Here is a 12293-nt window from a genome sequence, read left to right on the forward strand (position 1 = left end):
TCCGTCTATTCGGCGGCAGGGCGGTGTGCCGCAGGGCGCGGCACCAAGTCGCCGCTTTCCAGCAGGCGGGCGATATAGGCGACCAGATCCGCCTTGCGCAGCGGCTTGCCAAGAAAGCCGTCCATTCCCGCCAGATGCGCCTCTTGCCGGTGTTGTTCCAGAACATTGGCGGTGACGGCCACGACATGCGCGGGCGGCAGATCCTGTGCGGCCTCTTGGGTGCGGATGAGGCCAGTGGCCTGATAACCGTCCATGCCTGGCATGGAGACATCCATCAGCACCAGATCAGCGGGTGCCGCGCTATAGAGCGCCACCGCTTCGGCCCCGTTGGCGGCAAGGCGCAGCAGCGCGCCGGAGCGGGCAAAATAGCGCTCCAGAAGTAAGCGATTGGTGGCATTGTCGTCGACGGCAAGGATTTGCAGCCCCTCAGCCCAAGCCTCGGTGCGGCGGGCGTCCGCAGGTTCGGACGTGAGTGCTGTCAGATGGCCATTGAGGGCGGCGCGCGCGGCCTCGATCAAGAGCGCATGGCGCAGGGGTTTGCGCAGCACGTTGCGCAGTGCGCCGCCGGTTTGTGCCGCACGGTCCGATAGCAGGATTTGCGGGATCGCGGCGGGCAGACCCTCTTCGGTCACGCGGTCATCGCGCAGGATGAGGGCGGGCGTGGTCGCATGCGGCATGTCGGCCAAGTCCGCGCCCTCGATCACGCGGGTGCCAAGATGGGTGAGCAGAGAGGCAAGCCCGGCGCGGCGGTCGGCGCACGCGTCCAACAGCCATATCACCGGCGTATCCTGACCGGGCTGCGCCAGAGGCGCGGCGCGCAGGCCCCGCCCGCTTGTCTCTTGCGGGATGAGCGGCAGGGTGATGTCGAACCGCGTGCCAGCGCCCTCGCGCGATTGCAGCGTCAGCGTGCCCCCCATCAACGTCACCAACTGGCGGCTGACCGCGAGGCCGAGACCGGTGCCGCCAAAACTGCGGGTGGCGGTATTGTCCACCTGCTCGAAGGCGGTAAAGACCTTGTCCTGCTGATCCGCAGGGATGCCCACCCCGCTGTCATGAACCGTGATCACGATCTGGCCGGGGCCCCCTGCGCTGATGCGCAGGGCGACATGCCCCTCCAGCGTGAATTTCACGGCATTGCCTGCGATATTCACGAGGATCTGGCGTAGGCGCCCGGCATCGCCCAGCAGTATCTCGGGCAGGTCGGGGGCGACATCGGCATAGAGCATCAGCCCCTTGCGCGCCGCCAGCGGTGCCAGAAGCTGCGTGACATCCTCGACAATCTCGCGCAGGCGATAGGGCTCAGAGGCCAGCGTGAGCTTGCCCGCCTCGATCTTGGAGAAATCGAGGATGTCGTTGATGATGGTCAGAAGCGCGTCGCCCGAGCGGACCATGGTGCTGACATAACTGTCCTGTTCCGGGCTAAGCTCGGTTTCCGAGAGCATGTCGGCCATGCCGATGATGCCGTTCATCGGCGTGCGGATCTCATGGCTCATTTTTGCGAGGAAGTCGGATTTCGCCTCATTGGCGATTACCGCCACCTCGCGCGCCTCTTCCAGCCGGGTGATGAGGCGGCGCAACGGACGTCCGACGATCACCCTGAACGAGAGCCAGTTGCCAAGAGCGGCAATCAGAATGCCGCCCGCCAGAAGCATCAGCAGGAAATCGCGCTGATAGCGTTTGACGGTGGCGATCTCGCGTTCGTCAAAGCGGGTGACAAGCTCGGTTATGGGCCAGGAAAATACCTCGTAGGGCAGGGAGAGCGCGGTATCGGCCCCCTGACAGCCCAACCCCTCGGGCACCACCGCCAGCAAGGCGCGGCTGGCCGGGTCCACCAGCTCCACACAGCGAATTGCGGGATCGCCCAGCAGTGTCTGCATGAGGTCGGTCACATAGGGGCTGGCCCAGTTGACCGCGCCATCGCTCTGGTCGCTGAACCGTTCCAGCGCGCCGCCCAGCCGGGCGGTGGCATTGCCGATACGCATGGCCATCGCCTCTTCGCTGCGCAACAAGTTCTTTTCGCTGAGCCACAAGAGCCCGGAGGCGGCAAAGAGCAAAAAGGTCGGCACCATCACTGCCGTCAGCTTGAGGTAAAGCCCCAGCGTCGGCGTGCGCAGCGCGGCCCCGTCGGTCGTGGCCATCGGGATCACTCCAAACGGGTGGCGCGGCCCGCGTCCATCAGCGCCTTGAGCGGGGTGCGGTTGTCGATCTCGGTCCGGATCACGCCATAGCGCCCGCCATTCTGCGAGATGTAGTAATCCACCGGCACCTCCCTGCCATCGGGGCCAAGGAGCGTGGCGCACATCACATACACCTCGTCCATCTTGAGGATGATCTCGTGATTCTCAGTCGGGTAGAATCTGGTCAGTTGCCCGGTGGTCAGATCGAGATGTGGCAGCGCACCATCGACCATGGCGCGGCTCAGGCTGCGTTGCAGTGCGGCCTGAAGCTGCGTGCGCACCTCGGTCAGGGATTGCGCCTGAGCATTGGTCCCAAGAGTAAGGCCGAGCACCAGCAGGGCAAAGAGGGTGAATCGTGTCATGTGCCATCTCCGTCTTGGGCGGTCGGAACAATCCAAACCCAAGAGCGTTAGCAAAGAGTTGATCCACGCAAAGGATTTCGATCAAATCCGCGTTATTCGAGGCGGTATGACACGCGCTTGTGATCCCGATCCGTCACCATTTCGCTTAGGTCGGTCCATGTCGAAGCAAGGAGAGTGCAATGCGAGTCTTGGCAATTTTTCTGACAACCGGGGTGCTTGCGGGGCCGGCACTGGCCTGCGGGCCGGATACAGATTGCATGCTGGGCGACCGGCATTACCGCATCGCCATGCCCGAGGGGCAGAGCACAGGCCCAGTGGGCGCCGTGGTCTTTGCCCATGGCTATCGCGGGTCGGCGGCGGCGGTGATGCAGAATCAGAACCTGCGGAAAGTGGTATCCGACATGGGGCTGGCATTGATCGCGCTCAAATCCGCTGATGACGACTGGGTGATTCCCTATGCGCCGCGCCATATGGACAGCGATGGATCGGTTGAATTCCGCTATGTCGAGGCGGTGATCGAGGATGCCGCGCGCCGGTTTCCGATTGATCCCAAGCGCATGATGGCGGCGGGATTTTCCGCGGGCGGCATGATGGTCTGGAACCTCGCCTGCACCATGCCCGAGCGGTTCGCGGGCTTTGCCGCAATCGCCGGAACCTTCTGGATGAAGCCGCCCGAGACCTGCGCCACGCCCGCGGCAAGCCTTGTGCATATTCACGGCACGACAGACCCCACCGTGCCTCTGGCTGGCCGGGCCATTCTGGACACGCATCAGGGCGATGTCGCCGAGGCGCTTGACATGTATCAGGCGCTGGGTGGGTTCAGCCCGAGCGGCGAGACGGAATTCGAGGACCTCGAATGTCAGAACAGCCGCAATACCAAGGGTGAAGTTCTCGATTTTTGCCTGCACCCGGGCGGTCACAGCTTTCGCAGCAGTTATTTGCGCTTTGCTTGGCAACAGTTGCAGGCGGCGGGGCAGCTCTGAGGCGGGGCTTGTTTGATGTCTCTGTTCGCGGAATACTCCGCTGAATGGACATTCAGTCGGGGGGCATCGCATGTCGGAGGATATTCTTTACGATCAAAGCCATATCGGCTTTCTTGAGGAGCTTTGGGGCGAGGGGTTTCTCTCGCCCGGTGGCCCGGAGGAAGTGGAGCGGGTGCTGGACGGGGTTGATCTGGCGGGGGCGCAGGTGCTCGATATTGGCTGTGGGTCCGGTGCTATTGCGGTTTTGATGGTGCGCGACCATGGCGCTGCGCATGTGACGGGGATAGATGTAGAAGAACCGGTTTGCGCCGCCGCGCGCGCCCGCGCGGATGCGGCGGGGCTGGCGGGAAAGATCACCATCGACAAGGTCACTCCGGGGCCGTTTCCCTATGCGGATCACAGCTTTGACGTGGTGTTCTCCAAGGATTCCATCATCCACATTCCCGACAAGGAGGCGCTGGCGGCCGAGGTGTTTCGGGTGCTCAAACCGGGTGGTATCTTTGCCGCCTCGGATTGGTTGCGCGCGCATGACGGCGCGCCCTCGCCCGAAATGGCGCATTACATCGCGCTTGAGGCGCTTGATTTTGCCATGGCCTCGCCCGCGCGGTATCGCGCGGCGCTGACGGCGGCGGGGTTTGTCGATGTAGCGCTCCTCGACCGCAGCCCTTGGTATTCGCAGGTTGCGGCGGCGGAGCTGGAGGAGCTGTCCGGCCCGCGCCGCGCGACATGGGAGGCGCGGCATGGCGCAGAGTTTATCGCGCATCAGATCGAGACCTGGACGGCCATGGTGCCGGTTTTGCGCTCGGGCGAGCATTGTCCACACCATATCCGGGGCCGCAAGCCGTCATGATCAGGCCCATCGCGCAACGGGCGCTGGTGCTCGACACACCACGTCTGCGCTTGCGGCCTTGGGCTGCGGAGGACGAGGATTTGTGTCTAGATTTGCTCTGCGATCCTGCGGTCATGCGATTTGTGGGGCAGGCGCTGACCGAAGCGGAGGCGCGCGCCCACATGCCTAACGCACTCCGGCGTGGTGCTGGCGGGCGATTGGGCATCTGGTGCGTTCTGGATCGTGCGACCGGCGAAAAGATCGGCGATGGCGTGCTGACACCAGTTCCCATCGAGACCGAAGCCCCGGATTGGGCGCAACTGGTGCCCGATGCTTACCCCGAGGTAGAAATCGAGGTGGGATACCTGCTCAAGCCCGGCGCGTGGGGGCAGGGCTTTGCCACAGAAATCTGTGACCGATTGCTGCGTTTTGCCTTTCAACAGACGGCCTTGGCGCAGGTTGTGGCCTGCACCGACCCGGTCAATCGCGCCTCGCAAAACGTGCTGCGTAAATGTGGGATGCGCGATTGCGGCCCGGCGCGCGCCTATGCCAGTGATGTGGCGTGGTTCGAGATCACCCGCGCCGAATGGCGCGCTCAGGCGTCGAACCAATAGCCGTCGGGGTCGCCGGGATAGACGCCCAGATTGCGCCCGTGACCCTGATACCCCATCAGCCGGCGCACGGCGTCGGGGTATTGATCCGCCTTGGATTTCGGCACCGAGAGATACATGTTCTCCTCTTGCCGGAGCCAGCCCAGTGAATAGGTGGTGATCAGCCCTTTGCGCGGGGCAGTGGCACGGTTGGCCCCGCCCGCATGCACCGTGGCCCCAAGGTAAAACAGCACCGAACCGCGCGGCATCACCGCCTGCGTGATCTGATCCTCGGTGATGCTCTTGATCGGGCGCAGGTCCTGAGAGCCGGGAACAACCCGCGTCGCGCCATTCTCGACCGTGAAATCATCCAGCGCCCACATCGCGGAAATCTGGAACTCCACGCCGGGAATCCGGATCGGGTAGAAATCGTCGTCGCGGTGCAGCACCTGTGCCTTTTCCCCCGGCAGGATTTCGATCGCGGTGGACGACCCGATGCGATAGCTGATGCAATGGCGTTTGAGCACGCGGTCGGCCACCTCCATCACCAGCGGATGCGCGAGAATATCTGCTGCGGCCTCTGAAATCTTGAGGATGCTGCCCAGACGGCGCGTCTTGTAGCCGTTGAAATCATTGGCGAACTTGTGCCCTTGCTCGTCGAACGGGCCACGCAGATCAGCCGTGACGCGGTCGAGCAGATCATGGCCTGCTACCGCTTCGACGACTACCCCGCCCTCGCTCAGCAGGGCCTTGGCGATCATGCCCGGATCGGCTTTCGCGTTCAGGCGCGCGACCTCAACCATTGTATTCGGCGCTGAGTTGGGTCAGCCCCGCCTCCATGATCTCGAACATTTCATCTATCTCCTCTGTGGTGATGATCAGCGGCGGCGAGAACACCGCCATATTGCCGTAAGGGCGCAGCAAGAGGCCCCGCGCCTCGCAGGCGGCATCGAGTTTGGCCCCGAATTGCAGATGTTTGGCATAGCTTTCGTCGCTGAGGTCTGGCCGACATTCGAGACAGCCCAAGAGCCCCATGCCGCGCGCGTCGCCAACTATGTCGAACCTCTCGCCGATGCTGCGCAACCGCGCCTGAAATTGCGGGGTGATGCGGCGGACATGGGCGAGAATATCCTCGCGCTCGATGATCTCGATATTCTTGAGCGCGGCGGCGCAGGCCACGGGATGTCCGCAATAGGTATAGCCATTGTAGAACACGTCATCGCCCTCGACCCCGGCCAGCCGTTCCATCAGCCGGTCCGACAGGATGCAGGCCCCGAGCGGCACATAGCCAGAGGTCAGCCCCTTGGCGCAGGTGATGATGTCGGGGGTGACGCCAAAGACCTCTTCGGAGGCGAACCAATGGCCCAGCCTGCCAAAGCCGGTCACGACCTCGTCCGAGATATAGAGGATGTCGTGCTGGCGGCAGATTTCGGCGGTGCGTTGGTGATAGCCGGGGGGCGGCACGACAACGCCACCAGAACACAGGATCGGTTCGGCGATGAAGGCGCCGATGCGCTCGGGGCCAACGTCGGCGATCATCTGCTCGAACTCGGCGATTTTGAGATCACCCCAATCCGCCACGCTCATGCCTGCGGGACGGCGGTAGGGGTTCACGTCGGGCAGGAACCGCACCAGATCGTCGGCCTTGTCAAACCGCGTCTTGAAGCGTTCCTTGCCGGTCACGGTGGCGGCGAGATAGGTCGAGCCGTGATAGGCCTTTTCGCGCGAGAGCACGATCTTCTTGTCCGGGCGGCCCAGCCGGTTGTTGAGGAATTGCACGACCCGGATGGCGGTATCGACAGCGGTCGAGCCGCCGGTGGTGAAATGCACGGTGTTGAGATCGCCGGGGGTCAATTCCGCAAGCTTGCGCGCCAGAAGCGCGGCGGGTTCGGTGGTGAAGGACCAGGGCGAGGCATAGGGCATCGACATGGCCTGCGCCGCAATCGCCTCGGCCATCTCGGCCCGGCCATAGCCGATCTGAACACACCACATGCCCCCCGGCCCGTCGATATGGCGCTTGCCCTTGCTATCCCAGATATGGATGCCCTGCGCGGTGTTGACCCGCAGGAGATCCGATTTGCGCCAGTCGCGGATGCCGGTCCAGGGGTGCAGGTTATGGGTGCGATCCCAGAGGGTCAGGTCGTCGGGGGCAGGCGTGTTGGAATGGGTGTTCATGGTATTCTCCGTCTGAGTCATGTCTGGCTGGATCAGGTCTGGGCGGGCGGGGTGGCGCGGGCGCGGGGCGGTCGGAAGAACGCGGATCTGACCGGCGTCAGCCGCGCCATGCGGCGGTCCCATTTTCCTTCTTCCAGCGTGTATATCTCGGCCCAGAGGTCGCTGGGGCGTCGTGCCGCAATGGGCATCTGCACATGGGCGAGGGCGATGTTGCGCTTGGCGGTGGGCGACCAGACGCCCGAGGTGACATGCCCCACCTCGCGCCGCTTGGCGTGATAGATCAGCGCGCCTTGGGCGGGTTTGAACCCCTCGACATCGAGCCGCATCAAGAGGCTGCGGGGCTTGGCCGCCAGGAGCGCGCGGCGGCCGTTGAAATGCCCCTTGGTGAAATCGACCATGGGGCCAAGCCCCAATTCAAGCGGCGTATGCCCGCGGTGCAGGCGCTCAGTGGCATGGGCGGGCTGGAAATCGACGCCCGCGACCATGAACCCCGCCTCGATCCGGGCGATGTTCACCGCCTCGTAGCCGATGGCGCGTAGCCCGAGGTTTTCACCTGCGCGCCAGAGCCGATCCCAGAGAGGCAGGGCATCGCCCCACGCCGTCCAAAGCTCATATCCCAGATCGCCCGTGAAACCGGTGCGCGAGATCATCAGCCCCGGTTCTACCTCGGTCAGGTCGAAGGGGCGCAGATGCCCTATGTCGAGCCCCGCCGCGCATAGCACCGCAAAAGCGGTCGGCCCTTGCAGCGCCAGCGCGGCCATCTCTCGGCTCTCGTCGTGGACGTTGGCGTCAAATCCCCATGCCGCCTCCAAGAGCCATGTCAGGATCGGTTCCTGACAGCAAAGGCGCCAATCGTCGGCTCCGAGGTGAAAGAGCGTGCCGTCGTCAATCACCATGCCCTCTTCGTCGCACCAGACCGCGTAGCCGACCCGGCCTGTCGCAATTCTGGTCACGTCGCGGGTGACAAGGCGGTTGAGAACGCGCGCGGCATCCGGCCCGGTTATGCGGTATTTGTGCAGCGGAGAGATATCGAAGAGCGCGGCCTGATTGCGCAGGGCGAAATATTCGAACTCCACCGTGTCGAGCATCGAGGGTGCCGCATAGCCGGCCCAGCCATACCAGCCCTGCGCCCGGTTGAGCGCGGCAAGTCGCGAATGCACGGGCCCGTCGATCAGGCCCAGCTTGGGATCGGTGGCGATGCTCATGACGTGCCCCTCAAGGCGGCGTGCGCCGCATTGCGCCCCGCCAGCCCCATCAGATCGCCACCAGGATGGGCGGAGGCCCCGCAAAGGTAGAGGCCTGATGGCCCCATCCTATAGCGTCCGATGCCGATGGAAGGACGCAGGGTGAGAAGCTGATCGAGGCTCATTTCCGCATGATGCCAATGCCCGCCCGGCGCGCCGGTCTCGGCTTCGATCCGGTCGGGCGGGATCACCTCGGCCCCGGTCACAAGCTGGGGCAGGCCGGGGGCATAGCGGGTGAGCGTTTCGAGGGTGGTCTGGAGCAAGGCATCGCGTGCGGCTGCGTTCCAGCCGCCCGCCAGATCAACCGGCGCGTAGCTCACGATGAGCGACAGGGCATGGCCCCTGGCCCCGCGCTGCGCCGGGTCCGTCTGACCGGGCAAGACTGCCTCGATCACCGGATGGGACGATATTTCGCGGTATTTCGAGGGGTTGAAGGCGTCTTCGACATAAGTGGCGGAGGGCGCAATCACCAGGCGGGCCGAGAGCAGATCATCGGGCAGGCCGGGGATCGCGGGCAGGGCGTCAAGCGTCAGGTTGATCTTGGCCACCGTGCCGCGCGCGCGGATATGGCGCAGGCGGCGGGTGGTTTCGATGTCGAAATGCGCAAGCCCCGTCATCTCTGCGGTGATCCGCGCGCCGCCGCTGCTCAGGACGCGGGCGGTATGGAGTGTCTCGCCCCGGTCGGTGATCACCCCGGTCACGCGGTCCTGCTCCGTGAGGATGCGGGCCACGCCGCAGCCTGTCTCGATCACCGCGCCAGCCCGCCCGGCGGCCCCGGCAAAGGCGTCGATCACCGCCGCCATGCCGCCCCTCGGCAGTCTTGCTCCGCCGCCATGCCCCATGCGGTAAAGAAGGCCAAAAACCGTGCCGGGTGCGCGTGGCCCCGCCGCCGCCCCGCGCACCGCATCCGCCGCCAAAAGGCCCGCAAGGGGGCCATCGGGCAGCTCGTCAAGGATGAGGTCATAGGCATTTGAGAGCAGGGTTTGCAGGAAACGTCGCATCTCGGGCTTGCCCAAGCGGCGCAGGCCAAGGCCCATGCGGCCCAAGCGCCATATCTCCTTGATCCGGTCCGGCGAGAGAAGGGGTGCCGCGCCCCCCGGCGGGGCGGTCTCGGCCAGAGGGCGCAGAAGCGCGACGTAGGTGGTCAGCCGCTGGAAGAGCGCGGCAAAGGCCGCCGCATCGGGGTGTGTGCCTCCATCGGCAAAGCGGACGCTTGCACCTTGCGTGACCACATGGCGGCCATCTTCGGAGAGCGCCACCGTGGGTAAAGCCACAGTTTCGAACGGCCAATCGCGGGCACCCAAGCCTAACTCGCGCCGCACCAAGGGGCTGAGATTATAGAGCAGATGTGCCATGCGCGGCGCGCCGCTGGCATCGGGGGCGGCCATGCCGCCCAGATGCGCCGCGCGTTCCAGCAGGCAAACCGATTGCCCCGCCTGCGCCAGCACCCCGGCCGCCGCGAGGCCGTTCAGCCCGCCGCCAATCACGATGGCGTCAAAGGTGCGGGTGATGCTCATGCCGCATAGCCCTTGCGCGGCGCGCGGGGCCATTCGCGCCGCAGGATGGCGCGGGCGGCGTTGGCCCCCCGGTGCTGCCATCACCCCGCCGCCCGGATGGGCAGACGAGCCGCAGAGATAGAGCCCGCCGATGGGCGAGCCATAGCCGGAATAGCCGGGCACGGGCCGGTTGAAGAAGAGCTGATCAAAGGTCAACTCGCCCTGAAAGATATTGCCCTCGGTCAGCCCGACCTCGGTTTCCAATTCCAGCGGCGAGCGGACCTCCATATGCTGAATGCGCTCGCGGATATCCGGGCAGGCAATGGTAATCTGGTCCAAGACGGTCTCGGCCAGCGCGTGCCGCGCCGCGTCCGTCCAGTTCTGGCCGCTGCGCTGGCCATCTGCCGCCAGATCATAGGGCGCGTATTGCACAAAGACCGTCATCATGTGGCTGCCCGGCGGGGCCATGGTCGGGTCGATCTGACTGGGGATCAGCATGTCGATATAGGGGCGCGCCGACCAGCGCCCGGCCTTCCAGTCGTCATAGGCGCGCTCCAACTCCCATAGGCTTTGCGTGACATGCAGATCGCCGCGCAGGAAGCTGGCATGTGCGGGCGCGGCCGGAAAGGCGGGCATGCGGTCGAGCGCGATGTTGAGCTTGGCCGAGGAACCCCGGATCTTGAACCGCTCCACCGCGCGGGTGAACTCCTCGGGCAGGGCGGCGCGGTCGACATGGTTCAGGAATGTGCGTTTCACATCCATGTTCGAGGCCACGACCGGCGCGTGATATTCGGTGCCATCCTCCAGCGCCACGCCGGTCACGCGCCCCTCCTTGACGAGGATTTGCGCCACGCCTGCGCCAACATGAATGGTGCCGCCCGCCGCCCCAAAGGCCGCGCCGAGCGCGTTGGAAATCGCCCCCATGCCGCCGCGCGCAAAGCCCCAAGCCCCGATGCCGCCGTCGATATCGCCCATGTAATGATGCAAGAGCACATAGGCGGTGCCCGGCGAATAGACGCCGAGCCCCGTGCCGATGATGCCCGACCCGGCCAGATGCGCCTTGATCAGATCGCTCTCGAAATGCTCGTCCAGAAGATCGCCGATTGACATGGTCCAGAAGCGCAGAGTTTCGGCAAGCTCCTTGCGCCCCAGCCCATGCGCCTGTTTCACCATATAGGCCATTTCGCCCAGATCGCGCGGGCGCAGCGAGGCGGGATCAGGCGCGTCGCGCAACAGAAACGGGCGGATGAACCGGCATTGCCGCAGGATCATCTGCGCATAGCGCGGATAGGCATCGGCATCGCGGGGCGAATGGCGCGCCATTTCGCGCTGAAGCGCGTGATGATCCGAATAATAAGCGAAGTAATCGCCGTCCGGCGTGAAACTCGCCCCGCCCTCATAGGGAATCACCTGTAGGCCGTATGTCGGCAGGTCGAGATCGCGCACAATCTCGCGCCGCAAGAGCGAGCAGACATAAGAGCAGTTGGAATAGGTCCACCCTTCGTGCAGCGAGCGGCTCACCGCCGCGCCGCCGATCCAGTCGTTCTTTTCCACAACCAGCACCTGACGGCCTGCGCGTGCCAGATAGGCGGCGGCGGTCAGGCCGTTATGGCCCGCGCCGATGATGATGGCGTCAAATGAGGATTGGGGTCGCATGGCGGTGCTCCTGTCGTCATCCTAGCCAAGTCGGATTTCGTCGTAAAGTTTTTTGAGCGCTCAAATAAATTTTTATGGGCTGACGCGCTGCGCGACCTGTGGCATGGATGAGGGAACCGTTAGGAAAAGGGCCAGAAGTGGGCGGGGCAACGACCAGAAAACCGCGAAAAGAGCGCAAGGAGAATGCCGAACGTCGCCGCAGGCAGCTCTTGGATGCGGCGCGGCGGTCGATCCTGACGCATGGTCTGGCACGCACCACGCTGGCCACCGTCGCCGATGAGGCAGGGCTGTCGCAGGGCGTGGCGGTGTTCTATTTCACCTCGAAAGGTGGGCTGCTGACCGAGACGCTGCGCGACCTATATGAAGGCTATGAGAGCCTGTGGATGCGGGCGCTGGAGGGGGCGGGCGAGGCGCCGCTGGACCGGCTGATGGCCCTTCTTGCGGCGGATTTCAGCGCCGAGGCCTGTGGCCCCGATGTCCTGCCGCTCTGGTTCGCGTTCTGGGGTGAATTGCGGTTTACGGGACATTACGCCGAGGTCGCGGCAGAGTTCGACATGCGGCGCCATGCGGCGCTGTCGGGCATCTGGGCGGCGCTCTTGCCTCAATCTAGCCAAACGGAGGCGGAGCAATTGGCCGAGTGGATGGAATCCCTCACCGATGGCTATTGGCAACGCCTGCATCTCGCACCCGAAAGCTATGACCGCGCCCGCGCCTTGGCGGCGAGCAAAGTGTGCCTGTCGCGGCTGGTGCCGGACCTGCTGCGCGCGCCCACAACCTGACG

The 12293-nt window shown here is 64.7% G+C and carries 10 protein-coding genes; 4 read left to right on the plus strand and 6 right to left on the minus strand.

What is annotated here, in order from left to right:
* Positions 1-5: 5 nt before the first annotated feature.
* Positions 6-2138 carry an ATP-binding protein gene (locus ROSMUC_RS00940; RefSeq protein ID WP_052115208.1) on the minus strand — a complete coding sequence of 711 codons (2133 nt, stop codon included), beginning with the start codon at positions 2136-2138 and terminating at the stop codon, positions 6-8.
* A 5-nt stretch (positions 2139-2143) separates the two neighbouring features.
* The gene (locus tag ROSMUC_RS00945; protein WP_037268543.1) at positions 2144-2539 is read right to left on the minus strand and encodes a hypothetical protein; all 396 of its coding nucleotides are present in this window, start codon (positions 2537-2539) and stop codon (positions 2144-2146) included.
* 179 nt (positions 2540-2718) lie between these two features.
* On the opposite strand from ROSMUC_RS00945, the gene ROSMUC_RS00950 reads away from it, so the two are divergent.
* From ROSMUC_RS00950 to ROSMUC_RS00960, 3 genes are all read left to right on the plus strand, one after another.
* The gene (locus ROSMUC_RS00950) at positions 2719-3522 is read left to right on the plus strand and encodes a CE1 family esterase (RefSeq protein WP_037268545.1); all 804 of its coding nucleotides are present in this window, start codon (positions 2719-2721) and stop codon (positions 3520-3522) included.
* 70 nt (positions 3523-3592) lie between these two features.
* The gene (locus ROSMUC_RS00955) at positions 3593-4372 is read left to right on the plus strand and encodes a methyltransferase domain-containing protein (protein WP_037268547.1); all 780 of its coding nucleotides are present in this window, start codon (positions 3593-3595) and stop codon (positions 4370-4372) included.
* Entirely contained in the window at positions 4369-4965 is a 597-nt protein-coding gene (locus tag ROSMUC_RS00960; RefSeq protein WP_052115209.1) for a GNAT family N-acetyltransferase, read from the plus strand. Before ROSMUC_RS00955 ends, ROSMUC_RS00960 begins: the two co-directional genes overlap by 4 nt.
* Here ROSMUC_RS00960 and ROSMUC_RS00965 read toward each other — a convergent pair.
* From ROSMUC_RS00965 to ROSMUC_RS21250, 4 genes are read right to left on the minus strand one after another with little or no spacing between them, the layout of a single operon-like run.
* Complete coding sequence (locus ROSMUC_RS00965) at positions 4947-5744, minus strand: phytanoyl-CoA dioxygenase family protein (protein WP_037268549.1); 798 nt, start codon at positions 5742-5744, stop codon at positions 4947-4949. The two genes, ROSMUC_RS00960 and ROSMUC_RS00965, sit on opposite strands and share 19 nt — an antisense overlap.
* Positions 5737-7116 carry an aminotransferase gene (locus tag ROSMUC_RS00970; RefSeq protein WP_102105849.1) on the minus strand — a complete coding sequence of 460 codons (1380 nt, stop codon included), beginning with the start codon at positions 7114-7116 and terminating at the stop codon, positions 5737-5739. The genes ROSMUC_RS00965 and ROSMUC_RS00970 overlap by 8 nt, the downstream gene beginning before the upstream one ends.
* Before the next feature lie 32 nt (positions 7117-7148).
* A complete protein-coding gene (locus tag ROSMUC_RS00975; RefSeq protein ID WP_037268556.1) occupies positions 7149-8321 on the minus strand; it encodes an aminomethyl transferase family protein in 1173 nt (390 codons plus the stop codon).
* Positions 8318-11512 (minus strand): phytoene desaturase family protein, encoded by a 3195-nt coding sequence (locus tag ROSMUC_RS21250; RefSeq protein WP_102105825.1) that lies wholly within the window; start codon positions 11510-11512, stop codon positions 8318-8320. Before ROSMUC_RS21250 ends, ROSMUC_RS00975 begins: the two co-directional genes overlap by 4 nt.
* A 137-nt stretch (positions 11513-11649) precedes the next feature.
* Between ROSMUC_RS21250 and ROSMUC_RS00985 the strand changes: the two genes are divergently transcribed.
* Positions 11650-12291, plus strand: a complete 642-nt coding sequence (locus ROSMUC_RS00985) for a TetR family transcriptional regulator C-terminal domain-containing protein (protein ID WP_245875084.1) — start codon at positions 11650-11652, stop codon at positions 12289-12291.
* Positions 12292-12293: the final 2 nt, after the last annotated feature.

The organism is Roseovarius mucosus DSM 17069, assembly GCF_000768555.3.
In the GTDB taxonomy this organism is placed as follows: Bacteria; Pseudomonadota; Alphaproteobacteria; order Rhodobacterales; family Rhodobacteraceae; genus Roseovarius; species Roseovarius mucosus.

What these genes read in the sequence shown, in the direction of transcription:
- ROSMUC_RS00965 (WP_037268549.1), bottom strand. Translation starts at nt 5,744, where the DNA reads ATGGTTGAGGTCGCGCGCCTGAACGCGAAAGCCGATCCGGGCATGATC.
- ROSMUC_RS00950 (WP_037268545.1), top strand. Translation starts at nt 2,719, where the DNA reads ATGCGAGTCTTGGCAATTTTTCTGACAACCGGGGTGCTTGCGGGGCCG.
- ROSMUC_RS00945 (WP_037268543.1), bottom strand. Translation starts at nt 2,539, where the DNA reads ATGACACGATTCACCCTCTTTGCCCTGCTGGTGCTCGGCCTTACTCTT.
- ROSMUC_RS00960 (WP_052115209.1), top strand. Translation starts at nt 4,369, where the DNA reads ATGATCAGGCCCATCGCGCAACGGGCGCTGGTGCTCGACACACCACGT.
- ROSMUC_RS21250 (WP_102105825.1), bottom strand. Translation starts at nt 11,512, where the DNA reads ATGCGACCCCAATCCTCATTTGACGCCATCATCATCGGCGCGGGCCAT.
- ROSMUC_RS00955 (WP_037268547.1), top strand. Translation starts at nt 3,593, where the DNA reads ATGTCGGAGGATATTCTTTACGATCAAAGCCATATCGGCTTTCTTGAG.
- ROSMUC_RS00975 (WP_037268556.1), bottom strand. Translation starts at nt 8,321, where the DNA reads ATGAGCATCGCCACCGATCCCAAGCTGGGCCTGATCGACGGGCCCGTG.
- ROSMUC_RS00940 (WP_052115208.1), bottom strand. Translation starts at nt 2,138, where the DNA reads ATGGCCACGACCGACGGGGCCGCGCTGCGCACGCCGACGCTGGGGCTT.
- ROSMUC_RS00970 (WP_102105849.1), bottom strand. Translation starts at nt 7,116, where the DNA reads ATGAACACCCATTCCAACACGCCTGCCCCCGACGACCTGACCCTCTGG.